Origin of the sequence: Sphingobium sp. CR2-8 (assembly GCF_035818615.1) — a bacterium.
GTDB lineage: Bacteria > Pseudomonadota > Alphaproteobacteria > Sphingomonadales > Sphingomonadaceae > Sphingobium.
In genome coordinates this window covers 1,144,319-1,170,258 of sequence record NZ_JAYKZY010000002.1, presented here as the reverse complement: position 1 = coordinate 1,170,258, position 25,940 = coordinate 1,144,319, and the positions used below count along the sequence as shown (strand labels likewise).

The 25,940-nt window shown below is 65.2% G+C and carries 26 protein-coding genes and 1 tRNA gene; 17 read left to right on the top strand and 10 right to left on the bottom strand.

What is annotated here, in order from left to right; genetic code table 11:
* Positions 1 to 54: 54 nt before the first annotated feature.
* Positions 55 to 675: a bifunctional 4-hydroxy-2-oxoglutarate aldolase/2-dehydro-3-deoxy-phosphogluconate aldolase gene (gene eda, locus U5A82_RS09630; RefSeq protein WP_326290438.1), complete on the top strand. Its 621-nt coding sequence runs from the start codon at positions 55 to 57 to the stop codon at positions 673 to 675.
* A 54-nt stretch (positions 676 to 729) separates the two neighbouring features.
* A complete protein-coding gene (locus tag U5A82_RS09625) occupies positions 730 to 1,242 on the top strand; it encodes a hypothetical protein (protein ID WP_326290436.1) in 513 nt (170 codons plus the stop codon).
* A gap of 142 nt (positions 1,243 to 1,384) precedes the next feature.
* Here the strand turns inward: U5A82_RS09625 and U5A82_RS09620 are convergent, their stop codons facing one another.
* The 3 genes from U5A82_RS09620 to hemB are packed head-to-tail and all read right to left on the bottom strand — an operon-like array spanning position 1,385 to position 5,185.
* Positions 1,385 to 1,969 (bottom strand): gamma carbonic anhydrase family protein, encoded by a 585-nt coding sequence (locus tag U5A82_RS09620; RefSeq protein ID WP_326290435.1) that lies wholly within the window; start codon positions 1,967 to 1,969, stop codon positions 1,385 to 1,387.
* 13 nt (positions 1,970 to 1,982) lie between these two features.
* On the bottom strand, positions 1,983 to 4,190 hold the full coding sequence (locus U5A82_RS09615; protein ID WP_326290433.1) for a fused MFS/spermidine synthase: 2,208 nt from the start codon (positions 4,188 to 4,190) through the stop codon (positions 1,983 to 1,985).
* Positions 4,190 to 5,185: a porphobilinogen synthase gene (gene hemB / locus U5A82_RS09610; RefSeq protein ID WP_326292897.1), complete on the bottom strand. Its 996-nt coding sequence runs from the start codon at positions 5,183 to 5,185 to the stop codon at positions 4,190 to 4,192. The genes U5A82_RS09615 and hemB overlap by 1 nt, the downstream gene beginning before the upstream one ends.
* 183 nt (positions 5,186 to 5,368) lie before the next feature.
* On the opposite strand from hemB, the gene gloA2 reads away from it, so the two are divergent.
* Positions 5,369 to 5,758 carry an SMU1112c/YaeR family gloxylase I-like metalloprotein gene (gene gloA2, locus U5A82_RS09605; protein ID WP_326290432.1) on the top strand — a complete coding sequence of 130 codons (390 nt, stop codon included), beginning with the start codon at positions 5,369 to 5,371 and terminating at the stop codon, positions 5,756 to 5,758.
* 5 nt (positions 5,759 to 5,763) lie between these two features.
* Here the strand turns inward: gloA2 and U5A82_RS09600 are convergent, their stop codons facing one another.
* Complete coding sequence (locus tag U5A82_RS09600) at positions 5,764 to 7,350, bottom strand: M28 family metallopeptidase (protein WP_442802163.1); 1,587 nt, start codon at positions 7,348 to 7,350, stop codon at positions 5,764 to 5,766.
* 121 nt (positions 7,351 to 7,471) lie between these two features.
* Between U5A82_RS09600 and U5A82_RS09595 the strand changes: the two genes are divergently transcribed.
* The 5 genes from U5A82_RS09595 to U5A82_RS09575 all read left to right on the top strand — a co-directional run bounded on the left by U5A82_RS09595 (position 7,472) and on the right by U5A82_RS09575 (position 11,869).
* On the top strand, positions 7,472 to 8,233 hold the full coding sequence (locus tag U5A82_RS09595; RefSeq protein ID WP_326290430.1) for a head GIN domain-containing protein: 762 nt from the start codon (positions 7,472 to 7,474) through the stop codon (positions 8,231 to 8,233).
* Complete coding sequence (locus U5A82_RS09590; protein ID WP_326290428.1) at positions 8,185 to 8,922, top strand: GIN domain-containing protein; 738 nt, start codon at positions 8,185 to 8,187, stop codon at positions 8,920 to 8,922. Before U5A82_RS09595 ends, U5A82_RS09590 begins: the two co-directional genes overlap by 49 nt.
* A 255-nt stretch (positions 8,923 to 9,177) precedes the next feature.
* Positions 9,178 to 9,471, top strand: a complete 294-nt coding sequence (locus U5A82_RS09585; RefSeq protein ID WP_326290426.1) for a terminase small subunit — start codon at positions 9,178 to 9,180, stop codon at positions 9,469 to 9,471.
* Positions 9,472 to 9,731: 260 nt separating this feature from the next.
* The gene (locus U5A82_RS09580; protein ID WP_326290425.1) at positions 9,732 to 11,003 is read left to right on the top strand and encodes an ammonium transporter; all 1,272 of its coding nucleotides are present in this window, start codon (positions 9,732 to 9,734) and stop codon (positions 11,001 to 11,003) included.
* A 5-nt stretch (positions 11,004 to 11,008) separates the two neighbouring features.
* The gene (locus U5A82_RS09575) at positions 11,009 to 11,869 is read left to right on the top strand and encodes a glycosyltransferase family 2 protein (RefSeq protein ID WP_326290423.1); all 861 of its coding nucleotides are present in this window, start codon (positions 11,009 to 11,011) and stop codon (positions 11,867 to 11,869) included.
* Here U5A82_RS09575 and U5A82_RS09570 read toward each other — a convergent pair.
* Positions 11,866 to 13,200: an MFS transporter gene (locus tag U5A82_RS09570; RefSeq protein WP_326290421.1), complete on the bottom strand. Its 1,335-nt coding sequence runs from the start codon at positions 13,198 to 13,200 to the stop codon at positions 11,866 to 11,868. The genes U5A82_RS09575 and U5A82_RS09570 overlap by 4 nt on opposite strands.
* 163 nt (positions 13,201 to 13,363) lie before the next feature.
* Here U5A82_RS09570 and cyoA point away from each other — a divergent pair, with 163 nt between their 5' ends.
* Genes cyoA through U5A82_RS09535 form a run of 7 tightly spaced genes read left to right on the top strand, consistent with a single transcriptional unit; the run spans position 13,364 to position 20,232 of the window.
* Positions 13,364 to 14,515 carry a ubiquinol oxidase subunit II gene (cyoA, locus tag U5A82_RS09565; RefSeq protein WP_326290419.1) on the top strand — a complete coding sequence of 384 codons (1,152 nt, stop codon included), beginning with the start codon at positions 13,364 to 13,366 and terminating at the stop codon, positions 14,513 to 14,515.
* A 55-nt stretch (positions 14,516 to 14,570) separates the two neighbouring features.
* Complete coding sequence (cyoB, locus tag U5A82_RS09560; RefSeq protein WP_326290418.1) at positions 14,571 to 16,589, top strand: cytochrome o ubiquinol oxidase subunit I; 2,019 nt, start codon at positions 14,571 to 14,573, stop codon at positions 16,587 to 16,589.
* Positions 16,590 to 16,595: 6 nt separating this feature from the next.
* The gene (gene cyoC / locus U5A82_RS09555; RefSeq protein ID WP_326290416.1) at positions 16,596 to 17,240 is read left to right on the top strand and encodes a cytochrome o ubiquinol oxidase subunit III; all 645 of its coding nucleotides are present in this window, start codon (positions 16,596 to 16,598) and stop codon (positions 17,238 to 17,240) included.
* Positions 17,237 to 17,662, top strand: coding sequence for a cytochrome o ubiquinol oxidase subunit IV (gene cyoD / locus U5A82_RS09550; RefSeq protein ID WP_326290414.1), 426 nt, complete (start codon positions 17,237 to 17,239; stop codon positions 17,660 to 17,662). The genes cyoC and cyoD overlap by 4 nt, the downstream gene beginning before the upstream one ends.
* On the top strand, positions 17,659 to 18,384 hold the full coding sequence (locus U5A82_RS09545) for an SURF1 family protein (protein WP_326290412.1): 726 nt from the start codon (positions 17,659 to 17,661) through the stop codon (positions 18,382 to 18,384). Before cyoD ends, U5A82_RS09545 begins: the two co-directional genes overlap by 4 nt.
* The gene (locus U5A82_RS09540; protein ID WP_326290411.1) at positions 18,381 to 19,709 is read left to right on the top strand and encodes an ATP-binding protein; all 1,329 of its coding nucleotides are present in this window, start codon (positions 18,381 to 18,383) and stop codon (positions 19,707 to 19,709) included. The genes U5A82_RS09545 and U5A82_RS09540 overlap by 4 nt, the downstream gene beginning before the upstream one ends.
* Positions 19,699 to 20,232, top strand: coding sequence for a response regulator transcription factor (locus U5A82_RS09535; protein WP_326290410.1), 534 nt, complete (start codon positions 19,699 to 19,701; stop codon positions 20,230 to 20,232). Before U5A82_RS09540 ends, U5A82_RS09535 begins: the two co-directional genes overlap by 11 nt.
* Before the next feature lie 19 nt (positions 20,233 to 20,251).
* On the opposite strand, the gene U5A82_RS09530 is transcribed toward U5A82_RS09535, so the two are convergent.
* Together U5A82_RS09530 and U5A82_RS09525 are read right to left on the bottom strand one after the other, a co-directional pair.
* A tRNA-Gly gene (locus tag U5A82_RS09530) sits at positions 20,252 to 20,325 on the bottom strand.
* Positions 20,326 to 20,372: 47 nt separating this feature from the next.
* Positions 20,373 to 21,281, bottom strand: coding sequence for a sugar kinase (locus tag U5A82_RS09525; protein WP_326290408.1), 909 nt, complete (start codon positions 21,279 to 21,281; stop codon positions 20,373 to 20,375).
* 245 nt (positions 21,282 to 21,526) lie between these two features.
* On the opposite strand from U5A82_RS09525, the gene U5A82_RS09520 reads away from it, so the two are divergent.
* On the top strand, positions 21,527 to 22,444 hold the full coding sequence (locus U5A82_RS09520) for an alpha/beta fold hydrolase (RefSeq protein ID WP_326290406.1): 918 nt from the start codon (positions 21,527 to 21,529) through the stop codon (positions 22,442 to 22,444).
* Here the strand turns inward: U5A82_RS09520 and U5A82_RS09515 are convergent.
* From U5A82_RS09515 to epsC, 3 genes are all read right to left on the bottom strand, one after another.
* Positions 22,400 to 23,332 (bottom strand): NAD(P)H-dependent flavin oxidoreductase, encoded by a 933-nt coding sequence (locus U5A82_RS09515; protein WP_326290405.1) that lies wholly within the window; start codon positions 23,330 to 23,332, stop codon positions 22,400 to 22,402. The genes U5A82_RS09520 and U5A82_RS09515 overlap by 45 nt on opposite strands.
* Positions 23,333 to 23,898: 566 nt before the next feature.
* Positions 23,899 to 24,261, bottom strand: a complete 363-nt coding sequence (locus U5A82_RS09510) for a DUF2794 domain-containing protein (RefSeq protein WP_326290404.1) — start codon at positions 24,259 to 24,261, stop codon at positions 23,899 to 23,901.
* Positions 24,261 to 24,968 carry a serine O-acetyltransferase EpsC gene (epsC, locus tag U5A82_RS09505; RefSeq protein WP_326290402.1) on the bottom strand — a complete coding sequence of 236 codons (708 nt, stop codon included), beginning with the start codon at positions 24,966 to 24,968 and terminating at the stop codon, positions 24,261 to 24,263. Before epsC ends, U5A82_RS09510 begins: the two co-directional genes overlap by 1 nt.
* A gap of 172 nt (positions 24,969 to 25,140) precedes the next feature.
* Here epsC and U5A82_RS09500 point away from each other — a divergent pair, with 172 nt between their 5' ends.
* Positions 25,141 to 25,914 (top strand): sulfite exporter TauE/SafE family protein, encoded by a 774-nt coding sequence (locus tag U5A82_RS09500; protein WP_326290400.1) that lies wholly within the window; start codon positions 25,141 to 25,143, stop codon positions 25,912 to 25,914.
* Positions 25,915 to 25,940 lie beyond the last annotated feature (26 nt).

Genomic DNA, 25,940 nt, shown 5'->3' with positions numbered 1-25,940 from the left:
GTCTTGGCAGATGCACATATCGGCTTTGGAAGACGCTTCGAGAGAGGAAGAAGAATGAGCAAATTGACCGTCGAACAGGTGATGGACCTGGCCCCCGTCATCCCGGTGCTGGTCGTCGATCGGGTCGAAGATGCCTTGACCATTGCCCGGGCGCTGGTGGCAGGCGGCCTGCCTGCGCTGGAAGTGACGCTGCGCACCCCCGCCGCGCTGGACGTGATCCGCGAAATGGCGACGGTCGAAGGCGCGGTCGTCGGCGCGGGCACCGTGCTGAACCCCGCCCAGCTCGACGCCGCGATGGAGGCGGGCGCGCGCTTCATCGTCAGCCCCGGCCTCACCAAGCCGCTGGGCAAGGCCGCGATCGCGGCGAAGATTCCCTTCCTGCCCGGCACCGCCACGGCGGGTGACATCATGCGCGGCATGGACATGGGCCTGACCCATTTCAAATTCTTCCCCGCCGAAACGTCCGGCGGCTTGCCCGCCCTGAAGGCACTGGCCGCGCCGCTGCACACCGCCCGCTTCTGCCCCACCGGCGGCATCACCCCGCAAAGCGCGCCCGAATGGCTGGCCCAGCCCTTCATCAAATGCGTCGGTGGCAGCTGGGTCGTGCCCAAGAGACCGGTCGACGCCGCGCAGATCGAGGCGCTGGCGCGCGAAGCGGCGGCGCTGCCGCGTTGAGGGTTGCGCGTTGAGGCGGTTGCGCCCCGCGCCCCCGCCCCCTAGATGCAGGACATGACTCCGCGCCGCCTCCTCACCGCCCTGGCCCTGATCCTGTCCGGCTGTGCGGGGCCGCCGCAAAACTATCCCTCGCTCGCCAAGCGGCCGGTCGAAAGCGCGCCGGTGGAAAAGCTCAGCCCGCCACCGGCACCGATCCCGGCCGATGCCGCGCTCAGCGCTGAAATCGCGCGCTATATGGGCCAGGCGGACAAGGGCGCGGCTGCCTTCGACGCCGCCTATGCGCGCGCCGACAAGGCCGCACGCGGCGCTGCGGGCGCGGCGGTGTCCAGCGACGCCTGGGTATCGGCCCAGGTGGCTATCAGCGCGCTGGAATCCGCGCGCAACGACAGCGTGTCGGCGCTCGCCAGCCTCGACACCCTCTATGTCCAGCGCAGCAACGCCGTGGCGGACGGCAAGGCCAGCGGCGGTGTGGAAGATATCGACGCCGCCCGCAGCGCCGCGCTGGCTCTGGTGGATCAGCAGAACGACCGGATCGACGCCATGAAGGCGCGCCTGCCGCAGCCTTAAGGGGGTACAGGAACTGCCGTCAGTGATAACGTCATCCCGGGCTTGACCCGCGATCCCGCTTTTCTTTCGATCCCGGCTTTGAGAAGGCAGCAAGACCCCGGGTCAAGCCCGGGGTGACGAGATTGCAACGTCAGCCTTTCCCCTATTCCCCCATCGCCCTGATCGCGCCCTTATGCGCCTTGGCATTATGGACATACTGATCCACGCCCTCGCGCATATCCAGGATCGCCTCGTCACTCAGGTCGCGCATATATTTGGCCGGGCGACCGGCCCATAGCTGACGATGCACTACGCGCTTGCCCGGTGAGAGCAACGCGCCCGCCGCCAGCATCGCGTCGCTTTCCACCACGCAGCCGCTCATGACGATCGCGCCCAGACCCACGAAGGCGCGATCCTCCAGCACACAGCCATGAATCATCGCCATATGGCCGATCAGCACGTCGTCGCCGATGATCGCGGGCCATCCCTCCACCGGACGGCCATCGGCGCGATCGCCGGGACTGTCGCAATGGATGATCGTGCCGTCCTGCACATTGGTCCGCGCGCCGATCCGCACCTTGTTCACGTCGCCGCGCAGGACGCAATTATACCAGATGCTGGCGTCTTCCCCGATCTCCACATCGCCGATGATTCGGCACCCCGGCGCGATGAAGGCGCTGGGGTGGATGACCGGCGTCTTGCCGTCGAACGGGATGATGCTGACATCGGGATGCGCGGCGCTGGACAAGAAACCTCTCCTCTTATGGTCTGATCTTCAGCACCGGTAGGATGCTGGCATGGTCGTCGGTCCAGACCCGGAAGTCGTCCCGCCCATGCAGCAGCTGCCAGTCGCCGGGCTTGCTGAACGCCGCCAGCCGATCGAGCCGCGCCGGATCATGCGACAGGGCGATCCAAAGCGATGCGGTGTAGAAGCGCGCGGCATCGCGCTTGAGCGGCTTGTAATGACGCAGCCGCGCCTGCCATCCGCTGTCCCGCGCCTGCGCCGCGATCGCCGGGCGCAGGTCCAGATAGCGGTTGGAGATATGGATCAGCAGCAGCCCGCCGGGCGCCAGTCTGCGCGCGTAGATGGCGAACGCCTCACGCGTCAGCAGATGGAGGGGGATGGAATCGGACGAGAATGCGTCGATCACCACGATGTCCGCGCCATGGGCCGGTTGCCGCGCCAGCATCATGCGCGCGTCGCCGATGACGATGTCCGCCCTGGGCTGGCAGCGCGACAGGAAGGTGAAGTCGGCGGGATTGCGCGCGATGGCGGCCATGGCCGGATCGATCTCGTAGAAACGCCATGTCTGGCCGGGCCGGGTGTAGCAGGCCAGCGTCCCCGCCCCCAGCCCCACCACATCGATCCGCGCGCGCGGCCCGAACAGGTCGGGCGCATGGCGCAGCGCCAGACCGACGCCGGATTGGGGCGCATAATAGCTGGTCGGGTCGGTTTCCAGGCCGGGCGTGCGGTTCTGAACGCCGTGCAGCGTCGTGCCGTGGAACAGGATGCGTTGCGTGTCACCCTTGTTCGCCACGCCATAGACGCCGAAATAGCTGCGCGTCAGCATGCCGCTCGCCGACTGGGACAGCTTCTCCCATCCGCTCAGGCATAGCATCAGATAGATGAGCATGCCCGCCGTCAGCCAGCGATGGCCCAGCGCCAGGATCGACAGCGCGATGATCGTGACGAAGCTGATCGTCTTGACCAGCGGCGGCGTGTCGCCCGCCGTCAGCAACCCGCCACCGGCCATCGACAGGATGAGGCCGAGGATGAGGAAGACGCAGGCAAGCCAGACCCGGCGATGGGGGTCTTCCCACAACAGGCGCGGCAAACGCAGCGTCGCTTCCCGCGCGGGCAGCAGCAAGGCCGCCGCCGCCAGCAGGATCGGATATTCATAGGTCCAGTCGAAGATCAGCGGCGCGATCAGGGCGCAGAACAGCCCGCCCAGCATCCCGCCGACTGACATCAGCAGGTAGAAGCGCGTCAGATGCACGGGCGCGGGTCGCAGGTCGTAGAGCCGGGCATGCAGCGCGGTCGCGACGACGAACAGGACCGTCAGGATGCCGATGGCGATGAACACGGGAAAATGGACGCCGCCGGTAAAGGCGATGCACGCGCCGATCAGCAGGATCAGCGGCGCGATCGTCAGGCACAGGTCCGCCGCGCCGCGCCGCACCGCGAAGGCGACCGAGAAGCTGAGCAGATAGAGGCCGAGCGGCAGCACCCAGAGCAGCGGCATGGCGACGATATCGGTGGTGAGATACAGGCTGGTCGCCAGCATCAGGCCCGATGGCACGGCGGCCAATATCAGCCAATGCGTCATCATGCCGCGACCCGGCGGTGGTTCGGGTGCGGCGTCCGTCACCGGTTCGCCCGGACTGTCGGGCGGCAATTGGCGGGCGCTGGCATAGACGAGGAAGAAGAGCGCGCCGTAGCAGAGCGACCAGAGGATGCTTTGCGCCTTCAGCGTCAGCAGCGGCTCGACCAGCAAGGGATAGGCGAGCAACCCGGCGAAGCTGCCCAGGTTGGACGCGGCATAGAGGGGATAGGGATCGCGCCCGTCCGCCAGCGCGAACCAGCGTTGCAACAGGGGCGCCTGCGCCGCGACCACGAAGAACAGCGGACCGATCGACGCGGCCAACAGCCACAGCACCCACAGCGCCGGCTCCATGTCCGCTGGTGGCTGCCAACCGGCCAGGCCGATCGGCAGGAATATGGCGGCGGCCAGAAAGAGCCCCAGATGGATCAGCGCCTGCCGCCGCGCGGGAAACCGCCCCAGCATATGGGCATAGGCATAGCCGCCCAGCAGCAGCGCCTGGTAAACCAGCATGGCCGAATTCCACACCGACGGCGCACCGCCCAGACGCGGCAGCGCCATCCGGGCGATCATCGGCTGGACCAGAAAGAGCAGAAACGAACCCGCGCAGATCGTCAGGACGAAGCGGGCGCGGGTGCCGATCTGCATCAGGCCGCCAGCAACCTGACTGCGTGGAGCGCATGATAGGTCAGCACGCCGCTGCACCCCGCCCGCTTGAACGCCATCAACGTCTCCAGGATCAGCGCGTCGCGGTCGCCGGCGCCAGCAGCGGCGGCATGTTCGATCATCGCATATTCGCCCGACACCTGATAGGCGAACACCGGCACAGCGAAGCGATCCCGCACCCGCGCGACGATGTCGAGATAGGGCAGGCCCGGCTTCACCATCACGCTGTCAGCGCCCTCTGCCAGGTCCAGCGCGACTTCGCGCAGCGCTTCCTCGCCATTAGCGGGGTCCATCTGGTAGTTTTTCTTGTCGCCCTTCAGCAAGCCGCGCGATCCCACGGCATCACGGAACGGGCCGTAGAAGGCGCTGGCATATTTGGCGGCATAGGCCATGATCTGGACATTGGCGTGGCCGCCCTGCTCCAGCGCGCCGCGGATCGCGCCGACCCGGCCATCCATCATGTCGCTGGGCGCGATGATGTCCGCGCCCGCCGCCGCCTGGTTGAGCGACTGGCCGATCAGCACGTCGATCGTCGCGTCGTTGAGGACATAGCCGCTATCGTCCAGCAACCCGTCCTGCCCATGGGCGGTATAGGGGTCGAGCGCCACATCGGTCAGGACGCCGATGTCGGGCACCGCATCCTTGATCGCGCGGATCGCCCGGCACATGAGGTTGTCGGGATTGAGCGCCTCGGCCCCGTCGTCGCTGCGGCGCCCGACCTGGGTATTGGGGAAGAGCGCGAGGCAGGGAATGCCCGCGTCGCGCGCATCCTTCGCCCGCGCCACGATCCGGTCCACCGACCAGCGCGACACGCCGGGCAGTGCGGCGATCGGTTCCTCGACCCCGTCGCCTTCGGTCACGAACAGCGGCCAGATGAAATCGCTGGGCGACAGGCGGTTTTCGGCGTGCATCGCCCGGCTCCAGGCCGAAGCACGGGTGCGGCGCAGGCGCAGCGCCGGATAGGGGGCATAAGTCATGGCGCGGGTGTAGGCGGCGCGCGCCGAGGGATCAAGCCGGGCGGGTTGCCTCACTCGCGTGGCGGGAAGCGACACATCAAACACCGTCATCCCGGGTCAAGCCGGGGATGACGAAGTTGGGAATGACGGAAATCCTTCGAAATCCCCATTCCCACCATCGCCCGAACCGCCTAAACCCGCCCGATGCGCGCCATCCACCACATCGCCCTCATCTGCTCCGACTATGCGCGCTCCCGCGCCTTCTATCGCGACATCCTGCAACTGCCTGTCATCCGCGAAGTGTGGCGCGCCGAACGGCTGTCGTGGAAATGCGATCTCGACGCGGGCAATGCGCAGATCGAGCTGTTTTCCTTCCCCGATCCCCCTGCCCGCCCCAGCCGCCCGGAGGCCTGCGGGCTGCGCCACCTCGCCTTCTTGGTCGACGATATCGACGCGGAGGTGGCGCGGCTGGGCGAAGCGGGGGTGGACTGCGAACCGATCCGCATCGACGAACATACCGGCCAGCGCTTCACCTTCTTCGCCGATCCAGACGGCCTGCCGCTGGAACTGTATGAAAGCCAGCCAGCCGCTTAGGCCCCTTATTTGACGAAGCGCTGGAAGAAGCTGTCCTTGTTCCACGCCGGACGCGCAGGCGCATTGGCGACGCGCAACGTCACCGCAGTCACATAGGCATTCAACTTCGCGCTTTCGGCGGGCATGACCGGCTGTTTCAGATCGTCGAAGGGCGAATGATAGATGTTCGCCCGCCACGCCTTTTCGGTTTCGGCTTCGGGCGTCCCCGCCTTGAACCCATATTTGAAGAACAGCGCCGGGATGCCTTCGCGGATGAAGGCATATTGATCGGACCGGATGAACACGTTGCGATCGGGGAAGGGATCGGGCGTGATCGGCAGGTCCATCTGCGCGCTCACCACCTCTGCATCCTTGCCGAGCGAACTCTGGTCATAGCCGATCGGCGTCACGCTGGTCAGCGGGAAGATCGGCAGCGCCATGTCGAAATTCAGGTCCGCGACGATGCTCTTCTGCGGCACGGTCGGCCGCCGCGCGAAATAGCGCGCACCCAGCAACCCCTTCTCCTCCGCCGTGACGATGGTGAAGAGGATGGACCGCTTGGGCTTCACCCCGCTGGCTTTCAGCGCCTTGGCGATCTCCAGCACGCTGGCGACGCCCGACGCATTGTCGAACGCGCCATTGTAGATCGCGTCGCCCTTGATCGGCGTACCCACGCCATAGCCGTCCAGATGCGCCGACAGAACCACATGCTCGGCCCGCAGCTTGGGGTCGCTGCCCGGCATCACCGCCACCAGATTGGGCGAGGACAGGTCGCGGCGCTTGGCGGCCACTTGCGCCTTGAACCGCAGCGCGAGCGGGAAGCTGGCGACCGGCGCGGACACATCGGCCGCTGCGGCGATCGTGGCGAAATCCTTGCCCGTCCCCGCAAAAAATTGCGCCGACTTGGCGGGATCGAGCTGCGCGTTCAGGAACGGGGCCTGCGTCTCGCGCATCGCGGAATCGGCGAAGTAGAGCGCCGGCGCACTGGCCAGCGCCACGCGGCGGACCCAGGGAATCTCGACCTGCTTGGGCGTCACCAGGGTGATGAGGCCCAGCGCGCCGCGCGCCGCCAGCCATTGCGCCCGTTCGGACCGGGCATGCGACTTGAGCGCGCCCGCAATATCCGCCGGGCCGCCCGACAGGACGACGACGATCTTGCCCTTCAGGTCCAGCCCGGCAAAATCATCATGTCCAGCTTCGGGCAGATGCAGGCCATAGCCCGCAAATACCATCGGCGCGTCGATCTTTTCAGGAACCGGCCCGCCGCCGCCCGAAAAGATGAGGTCGCCCGGCACGGCCAGCGCCGTTTCCCCCTGCGGTCCGACCAGCGCCGCATTGCTGCGATCCGACTGGATCGTCTGTTCGACAAAGGCCACCGGCTGCTTGTAGCCGTCCACGCCTGCAGGCTTCAAACCCAGCGCCTTGAACTGCGCGATCACATAATCGGCCGCGCGATCGTAGCCGGGCGTCCCGGTGCCGCGCCCTTCCATCCCGTCATCGGCCAGCGCCTGCACATGCGCCCACCAGCGCGCGCCTGCGTCCCCGCCATCCTGCGCATGGACCGGAACGGCCATCATGGAAAGCAAAGGCAGGGTAAGAAGGGACAAACGCATCGACGAAGACTCCATATTTTCAAGTGGCTATCATTGCCTGATCGAGTCTGACGAACAAGGGGGGGTGGAACCGCCACCCACCATGTGTATTATGATAGCAATACACAAACAGGAGTGTGCGATGTCCCGTCCCCTTCCCTTCGCCGCCTTGCTGTCGGGCGCGGCGCTGGCCGTCATGGCCCTGTCCACCGCCGCCTGCTCGCGCAACGACGAGTCGCCAGCCGCCGATGACGTCACCCGCAGCGCGCAGGACTGGTCGGCGCTCAAGGATTTCGACGCCATCGACGCGACCGGGCCGGACAATGTCGTCGTGACGGTCGGCAATGGCTTTGCGGTCAAGGCCGACGGCGACGCCAAGGCAGTCGCCGCCCTCGACATCCGCGTGCGGAACGGCAAGCTGGTGATCGGGCGCAAGTCCGCCTTAAGCTGGAACTGGGGCAGCGGCGACGGCGACAAGAGCGCCACCGTCCGCGTCACCATGCCGGCGATCAAGGCCGCAGACCTGACCGGCGCGGGCGATTTCGACCTGGACCGGGCGGACGGCGACAGCCTCACCCTGTCGCTGACCGGTGCGGGTGATTTCCGCATCGGCGCGGTAAAGCTCGCGTCCCTGACCAGCGACATCACCGGCGCGGGGTCGATGAAGATCGCGGGCACGGCGGACCGCGCCAAACTGTCGATCACCGGCGCAGGCGACATCGACGCCGAGGGGCTGAAGGTCGGCAGCGCCGAGGTATCAATCCTGGGCGCAGGCGACATCGACTTTGCCTCCGACGGGAAGGTCGCTATCAGCATCATGGGTCCGGGCGACGTGACGGTGAAGGGCAAGGCACAATGCACGACGAGCGGAACAGGACCGGGCGAGGCGCGCTGCGCACCCTGAGCGCCATGGCTTTGGCGGGCGCGGCCCTGCTGACGGCCATGCCCGCGATGGCGGCAACGCGCGGATTTACCATCACCAGCTTCGACGCGATCCGCGTGGACGCGCCCGTCACCGTTGTCCTGACGACGGGCGCGGGCGCATCGGCGCGGGCGGAGGGCGACCAGGCGGCGCTCGACCGGCTCAAGGTCGATGTCTCGGGTCGCCTGCTCATCGTCTCCATGGATCGGCCGCGCGCTGGGGAGAAAAGCGGCGGCGCGGCGACGCTGCGCCTGTCGACCGGCATGGTCGATCGGATCGTGCTGACCGGCGGCGGATCGGTGTCGATCGACCGGATGAAGGGATTGCAGGGGCAGATCGTGTCGGGCGGCAATGGCGACGTCACGGTCTCGAAAGTCGAACTGGACCGCATCGATGTCGCGCTGGCAGGTGGCGGCCGGGTGTCGCTGGCGGGCCGCACCGGCATCGCCAATGTCCGCGTCAACGGCCCCGGCACGCTCGCCGCCGAACCGCTGTTCGCGCGACAGGCCAGTGTCGGCAATGAAGGACCGGGCAGCATTGCCCTGACCGCCGACGTCACCGCCCGCATCACGGCTTCGGGGTCGGGCGACGTCACCATAACCGGCAAGGCCGCCTGCACCGTCGACAATCGCGGCACCGGCCGCGTGGCATGCGGCGGGGAACGGTTCTAGCGGAAGAGCGCGCCTTCGCAGCGATAGGTCCAAACCCTCTCCCGCCTTCGCGGGAGAGGGAGGGGCCCGCGCCGAAGGCGTGGGAGGGTGAGGGTCTTGCCCTTGCGTTAGCAAGGGCGCGGGCCTCCGGCCCGCTTACCCTCATCCAACTCCGCCTAGCCGCTTAGCGGCAAGGCTGCGTATCCTTCTCCCGCCTGCGGGAGAAGGACCACCCCTCACTTTCCTATTCGCGCTGTCTCTGATCTATCCTTCCGGATGAAACAGCATCCCACCCCCGCACCCGATGCGGTGCAAACCCCCGACCGCGCGCACTGGACGCCAGCCCGGCAGCGCCTCTTCCTCGCCGCGTTGCTCGACAGCGGCAACGTCTCCCGCGCCGCCCGCGCGGCTGGCATGTCGCGGTCCAGCGCCCATCGCCTGCGGCAACGGCTGGCGGGCACGGCGTTCGACCGGACATGGGATCAGGCGCTGGCGCTCCACGCCGCGCGCATGGCCGATCCTTTCGCGGACAGCCGCGTCCCCCGCCCCGCCCCGAAAAGGAACGGATAGCCGTCACCTGCCTGTCGCTTGCCTGTCGCGCCGCTGTGACCCCAGTGACGCGTCGGCGTGACCCATGTGTAGCGTGGGCGGCGCATGTCAGTCGCATCCCTGTCGCAATGGGGGCAATTTCGCTTGTCTATGCCTGACAACGGTGTGAACTTCGCCATGACGCGTCGCTGTGACCTTGCATATCCTTGTGCGCTACTTATCGAAAACTTTACCAGCATGGGGTTAGACCGCCCCCACTTCTGACAGCGGGATTCCCGACGATGCGCCTTTCTTCCGTCCTGCCTCTCCTCGCCGCGATCGCACTGCCACAACCTGCCTGGGCGCAGGTTGCCGTCGCGGACAGCGGCGATACCGGCTGGATGATCCTCTGCGCGCTGCTGGTGCTGCTGGCGGCCCTGCCCGGACTGATGCTGCGCCATGCGGGGCAGGTCAACGTACGCAACGCCCTGTCGGCGTCGGCGCAGGGCGCGGCGGTGGCCGCCATCGCCATGCTGACCTGGGCGATTGCCGGTTACAGCCTGGCCTATGCGCCGGGCAGCGCCTGGCTGGGCGGCGGGTCCAACCTGTTGCTCGCCAATCTCAGTGCATTGCGCGACGGGCTGACCGTGCCCGAATCCGCCTTCGTCTTGTTCCAGCTCAGCCTCGCCTTGCTTGCCGCCTGCCTGCTGGTCGGCGCAGTCACGGAACGGACGCGGATCGGCTGGTGGATCGCCTTTACCCCCTTGTGGATGCTGCTGGTCTATACCCCCATTGCCCATGCGGTCTGGGGCGGCGGCTGGCTGGCGGACCTGGGCGTCATGGATTTCGCCGGCGGGCTGGTCCTGCATGGCACGGCGGGCTTTTCCGCCCTCGCCCTCGCCCTCATCGTGGGCGCACGGCGCGAACCGACCAGTGCGGGGCACAGCCCGCTGCTGAGCATGGCGGGCGGCGCGCTGCTTTGGGTCGGCCTGTCGGGCGTGGTCGGCGGATGGGCGCTGGGCGCGACCGACGACGCCGCGACCGCGATCCTGAACCATCTCTTCGCCGCCTGCGCGGCGGCGCTGACCTGGGCGTTGCTCGATCGGTTGCTGAGCGCACAGAGCAGCGCGACTGGCATCCTGTCGGGCGGGCTGGCGGGGGTCGCCGCCATATCGGCGTCCGCCGCGCTGGTCGGCACCGGCGGCGCGATGCTGATCGGCGTCATCGCCGCCTTCGTCTCCCGCATCGGCGCAGGCGTCGTCGCACGCCGGGTGGATGATGGCGCGGGCGTCTTCGCTATCCATGGTCTGGGCGGCCTGACCGGCATCCTCCTGCTGCCGGTCTTCGTCCTGCCGCTGATGGGCGGGGTCGGTTTCGACGCGAACATCACCCTGACGGGCGCCCTGACGGCGCAGGCGATCGGTCTGGTCGTCGTCGCGCTCTGGGCCATGGTCGGCAGCGCGATCGCGGCGCTGATCGTGTCGGTCGTGATCCCGATGCGGGTCAGCGCACAGGCAGAATTGGATGGCCTGGACCCCAGCCAGCATGGCCAGCAGAGCTGGGATTTCCGTTAAGCGCCATGACGGTCGCCCCTTCTTCCGTCGCCGTCGCCATCTTCGCCCATCAGGAGGAACGGCGGATCGGCGCCTGCCTGGCGTCCCTGCCGCTCGACCGGCCGGGCACGATTTTCCATGTGCTGGTCAACGGCACCACCGACGCCACGGTAACACGCGCGCAGGCGGCAGCTGACGGACGGCCGAACGTCATCGTCCATGACATAGCGGCAGGGGGCAAATCGCGGACCTGGAACCATATGGTCCATGACCTGCTGACGGGGGAGGAAGACGCGGTCGTGTTCCTGGACGGCGACGCCCAGATCGTCACCGGATCGATCGATGCACTGGTCGCCAGCCTCGCAGCCCACCCCCATGCCCATGCCGCGTCGGGCATGCCGATGAACGGCCGCATGGCGTCCATCTATCGCGGCACGCTGCATAGCGAAGGCGGGCTGTTCGGCGACCTCTATGCGCTGTCCGGGCCTTTTCTGGCGGAGATCAGGACGCGCGGTCTACGCCTGCCCGACGACCTGGTCGGTGACGACGGACTGGTCGCCTCCTGGGCGCATACCGGGCTGCAAAAGGACAGCGCGTGGCAGCAAAAGCGCGTAGTGCCGTGCGACGGCGCGGGCTTCCTGTGCGAACAGGTCAGCCTGGCGCGGCCGCAGACCTGGCGCATGCATTATAAGCGGCTGATCAACTATTCGGTGCGTTTCTACCAGAACCGGATCGTGTCGGACATCATGACGCGCGAGGGGCCGGATGGCCTCCCCGCGCGTCTGTCGATCCTCTATGCCGACTGGCTGCCCCGCTTCCGTCCGCGCCCCGGCCTCACCGCCTGGTTCGACCGGAAAGCATTGAAGCGGATGCGAACTGCGTCTTAACGGTCGCGGCCAGCCAGTTCCTTGTTCACGAACAGGGCGATGCCGGTCACGATCGCACCCGACAGCAGATAGATGCCCGATGCCGCCAGGCCGAACTCGGCCGAAATGAACAGCGCCACCAGCGGCGCGAAACCCGCGCCCACCAGCCAGGCCAGATCCGACGTCAACGCCGATCCGGTATAGCGCGTCGCGGTGCGGAAGTTGGAAGCGACGATGCCCGAAGACTGACCGAAGCTCAGCCCCAGCAGGATGAAGCCCAACACCATGAACGCGACTTCGCCCAGATCACCGCCATTCAGCAACAGCGGCGCGGCAACCGCGAAAATCCCGATGCCCAAGGCCGACCAGCCCAGCAGCGTCCGGCGGCCCACCATGTCGGCGACGAAGCCCGACACGATGATCGCCAGTACGCCCACGAATGCGCCGATGACTTCAATCATCAGGAAGCGTTCGAGCGGCTGATCCGTGTAGAGCGCGATCCACGACAGCGGGAATACCGTGACCATGTGGAACAGCGCGAAACTGGCCAGGGGTGCAAAAGCGCCGATGATGATGTTGCGACCTTCGCTCCGCACGGTTTCCACGACCGGCGAGGGCTGCAATTCGCGGCTTTCGAACAGACGTTCGAACTCATGCGTCACGACGATCCGCAGGCGGGCGAACAGCGCCACCACGTTGATCGCGAAGGCGACGAAGAAGGGATAGCGCCAGCCCCAGTCGAGGAAGTCCGCATCCGAAAGGGTGGTGAGGAAGAAGGCGAACAGCCCGGCCGTCACCATCAGCGCCAGCGGCGCGCCCAACTGCGGCATCATGGCATACCAGCCGCGCTTATGTTCCGGCGCATTCAACGAAAGGAGCGAGGCCAGGCCGTCCCAGGTGCCGCCCAGCGCCACGCCCTGCCCGGCGCGGAACAGCGCCAGCAGGATAGCGGCCCAATGGCCGATCGTGGCGTATCCCGGCAGGAAGGCGATGGCCGCCGTCGATCCGCCGAGCAGGAACAAGGCGATAGTGAGCTTCACCCCACGACCATAAGCGCGGTCGACCGCCATGAAGATGAAGGAGCCGATCGGCCGCGTGACGAACGCGAGCGCGAAGATCGCAAAGGACCAGAGCGTGCCCGCCAGCGGCGACAGATAGGGGAAGATATGCGCCGGGAACACGATGCAGGACGCGATCGCATAGACGAAGAAGTCGAAAAACTCCGACGTGCGGCCGATGATGACGCCGATCGCGATTTCGCCGGGCGCGATCTTCTTATGACCATGCGCATGAAGCTGGCGCACGTCGCGCTCCGCCTGGGTGGAGTTGGGCGTGGTCGTCGCGGAAGTCATGGGGTAAAACGGACCTTCATGCTGCGGGAACGATCCGTGCCACACTTCGTTGCACGACGAATCATCCCGGGGGTTATTTAACCCATGCCCTATTTTGCACCTGCGCAGGGATAGGACAAAAGGTCCAATGTCACGCGATGGCCATCCTGATTATGCGGGCCGCATGATAGCCCGCCATTCCGCCACGAAGCGCGCGTTTCTGCGCCGAATTGCACCACTGCTGCTGCTGCCCCTGGGGGGATGCGACTGGGTGGTCATGTCGCCTGCCGGTGACGTTGCAATGCAGCAACGCAACCTCATCCTCATTTCGACCGCCCTGATGCTGCTCATCATCATCCCGGTGATGGCGATGACGATCTGGTTCGCGTGGAAATATCGCGAAAAGGCGAAGGCGGAGGATTATGATCCCGACTGGGATCATTCGACCAGCCTGGAACTGCTGATCTGGTCGGCGCCGCTGCTGATCATCATCGCGCTGGGCGCGGTGACGTGGAGCAGCACCCATCTGCTCGATCCCTATCGCCCGATCGAGCGCGTCGATCATGCGCGCAAGGTCGATCCGGCCGCCAAGCGGCTGCAGGTCGAAGTGGTGGCGATGGATTGGAAATGGGTGTTCATCTATCCCGAGCTGGGCATCGCGACGGTGAACGAACTGGCGGCCCCGGTCGACCAGCCGATCGAGTTCAAGATCACCTCCTCGACCATCATGAACAGTTTCTTCGTGCCCGCGCTGGCCGGCCAGATCTACGCCATGCCGGGCATGCAGACGGTGTTGCACGCGGTCGCCAACAAGCCGGGCAATTATGAGGGCTTTTCCGCCAACTATTCGGGCGCAGGCTTCTCCAACATGCGCTTCCGCTTCCACGCGATGGACCAGGCCGGCTTCGATCAGTGGGTCGCAAAGGTAAAGGCCAGCGGCGCGACGCTGGATCGCTCGGCCTACGTCAAGCTGGAGCAGCCGAGCGAGAAGGTGCCGCCGATGTATTTCAGCGGCGTCGAACCCAAGCTGTTCCACGACGCCCTCAACATGTGCGTCCAGCCCGGCAAGAAGTGCATGGACGCGGTCATGATGACCGACAGCATGGGCGGCGCGGGCAAGGAATTGGCGCATGACATGGAAGGGCTGCGCCATGACGGCACGATCGATGTCGGCGGCTATCATCCGGTCGAACCGGGCAAGAAGGGCGAGATCGCCCAGCCCGCGGGCATGACCCCGGCGGCGGATCGCACCCCGGCCGCGCAGGGCAAGCAAGCCCCCGGCCAGCAGGACGGTGATGGGCATGGCAACGGCCATGCCGGTCATGAGGGCATGTGATGCCCATGATCTCCTCCCGTTCTTTCTTTTCTCTCTCGCCTGAAGGCTAGACGCCATGTCCCCCTCCCCCGCCTCTGAAAATAGCGGCATCTGGAAGCTGATATTCGGTCGGCTCGACTGGAGTTCGCTGCCCCTGCACGAGCCGATCGTCGTCGGCACCTTCATCATGGTCATGCTCGGCGGCCTCGTCGTCGTCGCGGGCATCACCAAGTATAAATTGTGGGGCATGTTGTGGAACGACTGGTTCACCACCGTCGACCATAAGCGCATCGGCATCATGTATATGATCTTAGGGCTCATCATGTTCGTACGCGGCTTTGCCGACGCGGTCATGATGCGTCTGCAGCAGGCGATGGCGTTCAACGGGTCGGAGGGCTATCTGAACGCCCATCACTACGACCAGATTTTCACGGCGCATGGCGTCATCATGATCTTCTTCGTCGCGATGCCGATGATCACCGGGATCATGAACTATATCGTCCCGCTCCAGATCGGCGCGCGCGACGTGTCCTTCCCCTTCCTCAACAATTTCAGCTTCTGGATGACCACGGCGGGCGCCGTGATCGTCATGATGTCGCTGTTCGTGGGTGAGTTCGCGCGTACCGGCTGGCTGGCCTATCCACCGCTGTCGGGCATCGCCTATTCGCCGGGCGTGGGGGTCGATTATTATATCTGGGGTCTGCAGATCGCGGGCATCGGCACGCTGCTGTCGGGCGTCAACCTGATCGCGACCATCGTCAAGATGCGCGCGCCGGGCATGAACATGATGAAGCTGCCGGTCTTCACCTGGACCTCGCTGTGCGCCAACGTCCTGATCGTCGCGGCCTTCCCGGTGCTGACCACCGTGCTGGCGCTGCTCAGCCTCGACCGCTATGTCGGCACCGCCTTCTTCACCAACGACATGGGCGGCAACCCCATGATGTATGTGAACCTGATCTGGATTTGGGGTCACCCCGAAGTCTACATTCTTATCCTGCCGCTGTTCGGCGTGTTCAGCGAAGTCACGTCGACCTTCTCGAACAAGCGCCTCTTCGGCTACTCCTCGATGGTCTATGCGACGGTCGTCATCGCGATCCTGTCCTACCTCGTGTGGCTGCACCATTTCTTCACCATGGGGTCGGGCGCCAGCGTCAACAGCTTCTTCGGCATCACGACGATGGTCATTTCCATCCCGACGGGCGCTAAGCTCTTCAACTGGCTGTTCACCATGTATCGCGGGCGCATCCGGTTCGACCTGCCGATGATGTGGACGGTCGCCTTCATGCTGACCTTCACCGTCGGCGGCATGACCGGCGTGCTGCTCGCCGTGCCGCCTGCGGACTTCGTGCTGCACAATTCGCTGTTCCTGATCGCGCACTTCCACAACGTCATCATCGGCGGCGTGCTGTTCGGCCTGTTCGCGGCGATCAACTATTGGTGGCCCAAGGCGTTCGGCTTCACGCTGGACACCAAATGGGGCAAGCGCAGCTTCTGGCTGTGGGTCGTGGGCTTCTGGTTCGCCTTCATGCCGCTCTACATCCTGGGACTGATGGGCGTGACCCGCCGGATGCGCGTGTTCGACGATCCCAGCCTGCAAATCTGGTTCCAGATCGCCGCCTTCGGCGCGCTGATGATCGCGGCCGGCATCGCCTGCATGTTCGTGCAGTTCGCCGTCAGCATCATCAACCGCGATAAGCTGCGCGACACGACCGGTGATCCGTGGAACGGCCGCACGCTGGAATGGGCGACCAGTTCGCCCCCGCCAGACTATAACTTCGCCTTCACCCCCGTCATCCACGACAATGATGCCTGGGCCGACATGAAGAAGCGGGGTTATCAGCGGCCGCTGTCGGGCTACGAGCCGATCCACATGCCCAGCAACACGGGCACCGGCATCATCATCGCCGGGCTGTCCGTCGCCTTCTCGGTCGGCATGATCTGGTACATCTGGTGGCTCGCGGGCCTGAGCTTCGTCGGCATCCTTGCCGTCGCGATCGGCCACACCTTCAACTACAAGCGCGACTTCTACATCCCCAAGGATGTGGTGGAGCGCACCGAGGGCGAGCGCACCGCGCTGCTCGCAGCCAAGGGTTAAACCATCATGGCAAGCGCACCTACCATAGACCCCGCCTTCCTGGACAAGGACGGCAAACCGCTGTTCCACCTGGCCCATGAGCCGCATCATCCCGAAGGGTCCAGCACCATGCTGGGCTTCTGGATGTACCTGATGAGCGATTGCCTCATCTTCGCCTGCCTGTTCGCCACCTATGCGGTGCTGGGCGGCAATTATGCGGCGGGACCGGGGCCGAAAGACCTGTTCGACCTGCCGCTGGTGGCGGTGAACACGGCCATGCTGCTCTTCTCGTCCATTACCTATGGCTTCGCCATGCTGGCGATGGAGAAGAACAAGGTCGCCGCGACCCAGGGCTGGCTGGCGATCACCGGCCTGTTCGGCCTGGCGTTCCTCAGCATCGAAATGTACGAATTCGCGCATCTGATCCATGAGGGCGCGACGCCGATGCGGTCGGGCTTCCTGTCGGCCTTCTTCACGCTGGTCGGCACCCACGGGCTGCACGTCACCTTCGGCTGCATCTGGCTGGTGACGCTGATGGTGCAGGTCGCCAGGAAAGGCCTGATCCCCGCCAACCAGCGTCGCCTGATGTGCCTGTCCATGTTCTGGCACTTTCTCGACGTCATCTGGATCGGCGTCTTCACCTTTGTCTATCTGATGGGAATGCTGCGATGAGCGCGCACGATCACGCCCAAAACGATCATGGGCACGCCAATCATGGCCACGGCCATGACCATCATCATGATGCCGGCACGCACGGCACCCCAAGTCACGGAACGGGGGGCAGCTACATGATAGGGTTCGGCCTGTCGGTGATCCTGACCGCCATCCCCTTCTGGCTGGTCATGACCGGTTTCTTCGCCAATCCGCAGACCACCGCGATCATCATCATGGCTTTTGCGGTGGTGCAGATAGTGGTCCACATGATCTACTTCCTGCACATGAACACCCGTTCGGAAGGCGGCTGGTCGATGATGGCGCTGATCTTCACGCTGGTGCTGGTCGTCATCACCCTGTCGGGGTCGATGTGGGTCATGTATCACCTGAACCACAATATGATGCCGACCATGTCGCATGACATGAGCCAGATGCCGTGACACAGACCGCCCCCCGCCCTGCCCCCAGTGGTGCGCGGGCGGGGTTTCCGGTCGGCCTGACGCTGGCCGCGCTGGTCCTGTTCCTCGGCCTGTGTGCGCTCGGCATGTGGCAGGTGGAGCGGCTGGCATGGAAACGTGACCTGATAGCCCGCGTCGATGCCCGCATCCATGCCGCGCCGGTAGCGGCACCGGCCAGCGCGACGAAGGCAGACGAATATCGCCGCGTCATCGCGACCGGCACGTTCCTGCATGACAAGGCGGCGCTGGTACAGGCCGCAACTGTGCGCGGCGCGGGCTATTGGGTGATGACCCCGCTGCGCCAGGCGGATGGCGCAATCCTCCTCATCAATCGCGGCTTCGTGCCACCACAGGCGAAGACTCGCTACGACCGGCCGCACGGCGTGATCCGTGTCACTGGCCTGCTGCGCCTGACCGAACCGGGCGGCGGATTCCTGCGCAGCAACGATCCCACAGCCGACCGCTGGTATTCCCGCGACATCGCAGCGATCGCGGCTGCACGTCAATTACCACGGACAGCCAATTATTTCATCGATGCGCAGGCAGGCCCCTCCCCCGACATCCTGCCGGTCGGCGGCCTGACGGTGGTCAGCTTCCCCAACAGCCATCTCCAATATGCGATCACCTGGTTCGTGCTGGCGGCGATGGTCGCAGGGGCCTATATCGTCACGATGCGCCAGTCGGGAAAAGATCGCCGGGGATGACCGCAACGCCCGTGAGACGCGTGCGCTGGTTGCCTGGCCGCTGGCCCGCAGACGCCGCCGGGCGGCGCAACATGGCGCTGCTGGTGCAGTTGCGCTGGATCGCCATTGCAGGACAGGTCGCAACGATCCTGTTCGTGCATTTCGGCATGGACATCCGCCTGCCATTGGCATCGATGCTGGTGGTGCCCTGTATCGCGACGGCGATGAATGTGGGCAGCCTGATGGTGTTGCGGCGGCGCACCGACATCACCCATGCCGAACTGTTCCTCTCTCTGCTGTTCGACGTATTCGCGCTGACCACCCAACTCTATCTGAGCGGCGGCGCGACCAATCCGTTCATCTCGCTCTATCTGGTACAGGTTGCGTTGAGCGCGATGCTGCTGCACCGCTGGAGCGTATGGGGCATCGTCGCTGTATCGATGCTGTGCGCCGCGATGCTGGCCGTCATCTACCGTCCGCTCGATTTGAGCGAGACGCTGCAAGGCCATTTGTTCGACCTCCATATCGTCGGCACGTGGATCTGCATCTCCATGACCGCCGTGCTGCTGGTGCTGTTCATCACCCGCGTGACCCGCAACCTGCAACAGCGCGAATCCTATCTGGCGCAATTGCGGCAGCAGGCGGTGGAGGAAGAGCATATCGTGCGCATGGGCCTGCTCGCGTCGGGCGCCGCGCACGAGCTTGGCACCCCGCTTGCCCAGTTGGCGGTCGTCCTGGGCGACTGGCGGCATATGACAGAGATCAAGGCGCATCCCGCCCTGGTCGAGGAAGTGGGAGAGATGGAAGCGGCAGTCAAACGCTGCAAGACCATATTGACCGGCATCCTGATGTCCGCAGGTGAAGCGCGCGGCGAAGCGCCCGAAATCACCAACGTCCGCGATTTCATCGACATCATCGCGCGCGATTGGCGGATCGCCAATCCGGGGATGCCGCTGCGCTGCGACTTCGGGCCACATGATTATCCCCGCATCATCGCCGACCCCGTGATTCGGCAGGCCGTCACCAACCTGCTGGACAATGCCCGCGAAGCCGGGGCGACCTACATCAACATGATGGTCAGCCGCGACAGCCAATGGCTGCATGTCGCGGTCCGCGACAATGGCCCCGGCTTCGATCCGGCTATGTTGGCCGATGTCGGCAAACCCTATCGATCGAGCAAGGGCAAGCAGGGCGGCGGCCTGGGCCTGTTTCTGGTCGTCAATGTGGTCCGCAAGCTGGGCGGACGGGTCGACGCCAGCAATGGCGCGGACGGTGGGGCTATGATCCTGCTGCGCCTGCCGCTTGCCACCATGGCCTTGGAAGAGGAGACGGCCGATGACGCATGAACGGCAATTGCTGATCGTCGAAGATGACGAAAGCTTCGCCCGCACGCTCAAGCGATCGTTCGAACGGCGCGGCTATACGGTGCTGCTGGCCGACAGTCTGGAAACCGTCACGGCGCTGCTGGCGGACAACCGGCCGGGTTTTGCCGTCGTCGATCTGAAACTTGGGCCGCAATCGGGCCTGGCCAGTGTCAAGGCGCTCCATGCCCATGATCCCGCCATGTTGATCGTCGTGCTGACCGGATTCGCCAGCATCGCCACGGCGGTCGAAGCGATCAAGCTGGGGGCCACCAATTACCTGGCGAAACCGTCCAACACCGACGATATCGAGGCGGCTTTCGCCCGGTCCGGCGGCGATCCCACCGCGCCGCTCGCGCCGCGTCCGACATCCATCAAGACGTTGGAATGGGAGCATATTCACGAAGTGCTGAAAGACAGCGACTTCAACATCTCGGAAACCGCCCGGCGGCTGGGCATGCATCGACGCACCTTGGCTCGCAAACTGGCCAAGCGGCAGGTCGGATAGACCATCGGATTGTCGGGAATGGAGCGGGTGAAGGGAATCGAACCCTCGTCACTTGCTTGGGAAGCAAAAGCTCTACCATTGAGCTACACCCGCTTGCTGCCTGCCCCATGGCGCAAGCCATGGGGCGCTGTCAACGGGGATCAGTAGGGCGCTTGCGCATCCCGCGCCGGGATCGCGCCACGACGGCCGATATTCCATCCGGCCAGACGATGTCCCGCCAGCGCGGCGTCACGCGGGCTGACCCCAGCCAAGCGGGCGTGGATATAGCCGCCGTTGAAGGCGTCCCCCGCCCCGCTCGAATTGATCACGTCCAGCGTCTGCGGGATCGCCACGATCTCGCCCGCCACCAGACATCCGTCGCCGCCCAGCTTGACGACGACATCCCTGCCCTCGTCCGCGCCCCAGCGCGCTGCCGCGTCCTGCGCGTCGTCGGCCTCGCCCATCTCCACCTCGTCGGCGAGCGTGGGGAGGCCCATGTCGCTGACCGCGATCGCGCGGTCGCGCCAGTGACGCGCCGTCGCCGCATCGTCCCACAGGCGGGCGCGATAATTGCCGTCGAAGGCGATCCGGCCGCCATTGGCCCGTACCTGCGCGCACAAGTCCAGCAGCGCCTCTCGCCCGGCATCGGGCAGGATCGCCAGCGTGATGAGCGAGAAGTAGAGCAAGTCCGATTGCGCCGCCTGCGCCACCATCGCCGCACTTTCAGGCAAGTCGAACATGCGCCGCGCGGCCGCTTCGCTGCGCCAATAGTGAAAGCTGCGCTCGCCCGTGTCGTCGGTTTCGATCGCGTAGAGGCCGGGCAAACGGTCCTTCGCGGCGATCACCAGCGATGTGCCCACGCCTTCGGCTTCCCATTGGGCCAGAAGCTGCGCGCTCATCGGATCGGCGCCCAGCGCGCTGGCCAGACGAACCTGATCCCCGGCACGCGCCAAATGAATGGCGGTGTTGATGACGTCGCCGCCATAACGCAGGTTCCAGCTGTCGCCCTCGCCCCGGCTCAGTTCCAGCATCGCTTCCCCAATGACCGTGATCGTCGCCTTCGTCGCCATGCCTGTCCCGCTCCCGATTTGAAGGGGCGTGGTGCGCAGAGCAGCGTTTCAAGTCAAGAGGCCGAAGCGTTGCACGGCGGCATGATCCTATCGCTACCCGATTTTTAACCTTCCCCCTTCCCATCCCATTTCACGGCAATCCGATCGAAATAGTGGAAAAGCCGCACTTTTTCGTCGCTCTTGGCTTGCAACATCGGCGCGGTTCGCCAATGGGGTCTGTATCTGTACCCAGCCCGCAGGACCGCATGGACATCGCCTCAGCGCCGACCCCGACTTCGCATTTCTATACGTCCTTGCGGACCCGGCTTCATTATCTCGACTGGGGCAATCCTTCCGCGCCTACGTTGATCCTGGTGCATGGCGGCTTCGACCATGCGCGCAGCTGGGACTGGACGGCGCGCGCGCTGTCGCGGGATTATCATGTCATCGCGCCCGACCTACGCGGCCATGGCGACAGCGCCTGGTCGCCGGACGGGTCCTATATGATGGCCAATTACGCCTACGACCTGGCGCAGCTGGTCGAGCTGCTGGACCGCCCGCCCGTCACTATCGTCGGCCATTCGCTGGGCGGGGCGATCAGCCTGCGCTATGCGGGCCTGTTCCCCGACCGGCTCACGAGGCTGGTCGCGATCGAGGGCCTCGGCCTGTCTCCCGCGCGCCTGCAGCAAAAGGCCGAGCAGCCCGCGCCGGACGCCTGGCGCGAATGGATCGACAGTCGCCGCGCTCGCGCCCGGCGCATCCCCAGCCGCTATCCCACGATCGAGGCGGCGATCGGCCGGATGCGGGAACGCAACGAGCAACTGACCCTGGAACAGGCGCTGCATCTGACCAGCCATGGCGTCAACCGGAACGAGGATGGCAGCTATAGCTGGAAGTTCGATCCCTATTTGAAAGGTATGGCGCCCCAAGCAGGCACCGACGAGGAACTGCCCGCCTTCTGGCAGCGGATCACCTGCCCCACCCTGCTGTGCCTGGGCCAGGACAGCTGGGCGTCCAACCCGCAGAAGGACGGACGCATGGCGCATTTCAGCGACGCGCGGCTGGTCGAGTTCGCCCAAGCCGGTCATTGGCTGCACCACGACCAGTTCGACCGCTTCATCACCGAACTGCGCGGCTTCCTACAGGGTGAAGCCGGTGACGGCCGCACGGTAGTCCGCGGCTAACCCCGCGACGAAATCGGCGGTCGGCTGCACCTTGTCGACCGCTCCGATACCCTGCCCGCATCCCCAAACGTCGCGCCACGCCTTTTTGTCGCCGCCGGTCATCGCTGCGAAGTCCATGTCCTTCGCCTTGGGCAGGCTGTCCGGGTCCAGCCCAGACGCCACGATGCTGGGCCGCAGATAATTGCCGTGCACGCCGGTGAAGACGTCGGAATAGACGATGTCGTCGGCATGGCTGTCCACGATCATCTGCTTGTAGGCGGGGTCGGCATTGGCCTCCGTCGTGGCGATGAAGGGCGACCCCATATAGGCAAGGTCCGCGCCCATCATCCGTGCGGCGGCAATGGCGCGGCCGGTGGCGATGGAGCCGGACAGGGCGAGCGGCCCGTCGAACCAGGCCCGTATTTCCTGGATCAGGGCGAAGGGCGACAGCGTACCGGCATGGCCGCCCGCACCCGCCGCCACCGCGATCAGCCCGTCCGAGCCCTTGTCTATCGCCTTGTGGGCGAAGACATTGTTGATGACGTCGTGCAGGACAATGCCGCCATAGCTGTGGATCGCGCTATTCACATCCTCCCGCGCGCCGAGCGAGGTGATGACGATCGGCACCTTATATTTTACGCAGAGCGCCAGATCCTCCTCCAGCCGCATATTGGATCGGTGGACGATCAGGTTGACGGCGAAGGGCGCATCGGCGTCGGTCAATTCCGCCTGCAATTGCTGCAACCACGCCTCGAACAGGCCGGAGGGGCGCGCGTTGAGCGAGGGGAAAGACCCCACGATCCCGGCCCGGCATTGCGCCATGACCAAAGCGGGTTGCGAGATGATGAACATCGGCGACCCGATCAGCGGCAGCGACAGGCGGCCTTCAAGCAATGTCGGCAGGGTCATGAACGGATGCTCCTCTCTTATCTATGTCGCCTGCGCTAACACCGGTCGGGCCGATCAAAAAGGCGAAAAGCGGCGGTCGGGGCAGGACGCCATCGTCATGGCGGGATCCGCGTTCCGGGACTTTGTGCAGCGTGATGCGGGCCGTTCGGGCATGCCGTAGCGGCGGCATCGGCTACGATCGCCTTGTCGATGGATCGGGCAAGGAGCGGATTTTCCCTCGCCAGGGTCACATGCACGCGCCTTCCGGGTCATGACTGCGAAGTTCACACCGTCGTGGCTGCGATACTTCGGGTCGATTCGCGCCTATTGCGCCCGTGACGCGCCTGCAAGGCCACAGCCACGCGCCTGCGACGCACCACTTGGGTCATTGCGACGCTACACGTGCGCGTCATGGACGCGCCGCCTGGGTCATGATGGCGCGCCTGTTGGAGGATGGAAGACAGGTGGGTATGCGAGCGAAAGCGGGACCGGTTCATGTAACGCAATAAATCAGGTGCCGACCGTGTAGGAAAGATAGCGGGATGCCGGGTCAAGCCCGGCATGACGATGATGGGAAAGCTTGCGCTTCAATCCTCGACGATGCGCAGCAATTTGCGTTCGACCGGGGCCAATACGCCTTGTAGATCAAAGCCGCGCTTCAATATCTGGCCGCCTTCGCCGACCAGCGCCCACATGCCCTGGCGGTGCCGCAGCGCGGGGCGTTTTTCGATGCGATATTCGGGCCGCTCTGCGGCGCGGCGGAAGGCGCTGAAGATCGCGGCCTCCTGCCCCATGTCCATCGCATAGTCGCGCCAGTGGCCCGCCGACACCATGCGCCCGTAGAGATCCATGATCCGTTGCAATTCGAGCCGGTCGAACCCGACCTGCACGCCCTTTGGCAGATGTCCGGCATTGGGGCCGATTTGGGGAAACGGCGTCACATTGTTCATCAGGCCCGGCCATGCTCCTTGAACAGCCGTATGTCGCTCGTCCCGCCATCGCGCTCGGCCAGCAATTCGGCCAGACGCTTGTGCAATTGTTCGACTTCGCACTGGAGCATTTCAAGCTTCTGCTTTTCCGGGTCGAAACAATCCGAACAGGGTGTGCCATAGGGCATGAAGTCGCGTTGGTAGGCGGTCACGTCGATCATCATCGGGCGCGCCGGAATGCCGACCATGGTCGCCCCTTCCGCCACGTCCTTCGTGACCACCGCGTTGGCGCCGACCCGCGCCCGCGCGCCGACGGTGACCGGGCCGAGCACCTGTGCGCCCGATCCCACGATGACGCCGTCATGGAGCGTGGGATGCCGCTTGCCCGCTATGCCATTGGCCGGGTCGGTCCCGCCCAGCGTGACATTCTGATACAGGGTGACGTCGTCGCCGATCTGTGCCGTCTCCCCGATCACGGTGAAGCCATGATCGATGAAGAAGCGCTTTCCGATCCGGGCGCCGGGATGAATGTCGTTGCCCGTCAGGAAGCGGGAGAAATGATTGACGGCCCGGGCCAGGAAGAACAGCCGGGCGCGGTAGAGACGATGGGCGATCCGGTGGAAGGCCAGCGACCAGACGCCGGGATAGAGCAGGATTTCCGCACGGGACCGGGGCGCGGGGTCGCGGCTCTTGACCGAATCCAGATAGGCAATGAGGCTGCGGACCATGCGGACGTCCCTGATCGTTGCAATCGTTGTTATGAGCAACGCATATAAGGGAAAGGCCAGCCCATTTCCAGATGGCGAGCACATCCGCCCTTTGGCGCAACAAATAGAAACTTGCTTGGCCGTTCAGGATATTCCAATCATGGGAGTAGACAAAGCGCATGAAGGGTAGCGGATGATCGATATGTTGGTCGCCAATTTCGGCGACATCTGGCCTTTCATCCTGGTGGGGTTCGGCGCGCAAGTGATCGATGGCGCGCTGGGCATGGCCTATGGCGTGATTTCCAGCACCCTGTTGCTGACGATGGGCGTGCCGCCCAGTCGCGCGTCGGCCAGCGTGCATGTCGCCGAAACCTTTACCACCGGCGTGTCGGCGATCAGCCATATCCTGCACCGCAACGTCGACTGGAAGCTGTTTTCCCGGCTCATCATTCCCGGCGTCATCGGCGGCGTGACCGGCGCCTATCTGCTGTCCAACATCGACAGCGCCGTCATCAAGCCCTTCATCCAGGTCTATCTCGCCTCCATCGGCTTCTACCTGATCTGGCGCGGCATGCATCTGCCCCCTAAGCCGCGCGATCCCAAATGGGTTGCGCCGCTGGGCCTGGTCGGCGGGTTCATGGACGCGACCGGCGGCGGCGGATGGGGACCGGTGGTGACATCCAACCTGCTGATCCAGGGGTCCAGCCCGCGCCACACCATCGGCACGGTCAACACGGTCGAGTTCATCCTGACCCTGTCGATCAGCCTGACCTTCCTCATCCATCTGGGTTGGGAAGCCTTTACCACCTATACGCTGGGCCTGTTGATCGGCGGCGTGGTGGCCGCGCCGTTCGGCGCGATGCTGGCGCGCCATGTCGCGCCGCGCATCCTGTTTTCCGCGGTCGGCGTGATCCTGACGCTGACATCGCTGTTCGGCGTGGTCAAATGGCTTGGATATATCGGCTGAGCCTCTTATATTCGGCTGTCTGATCG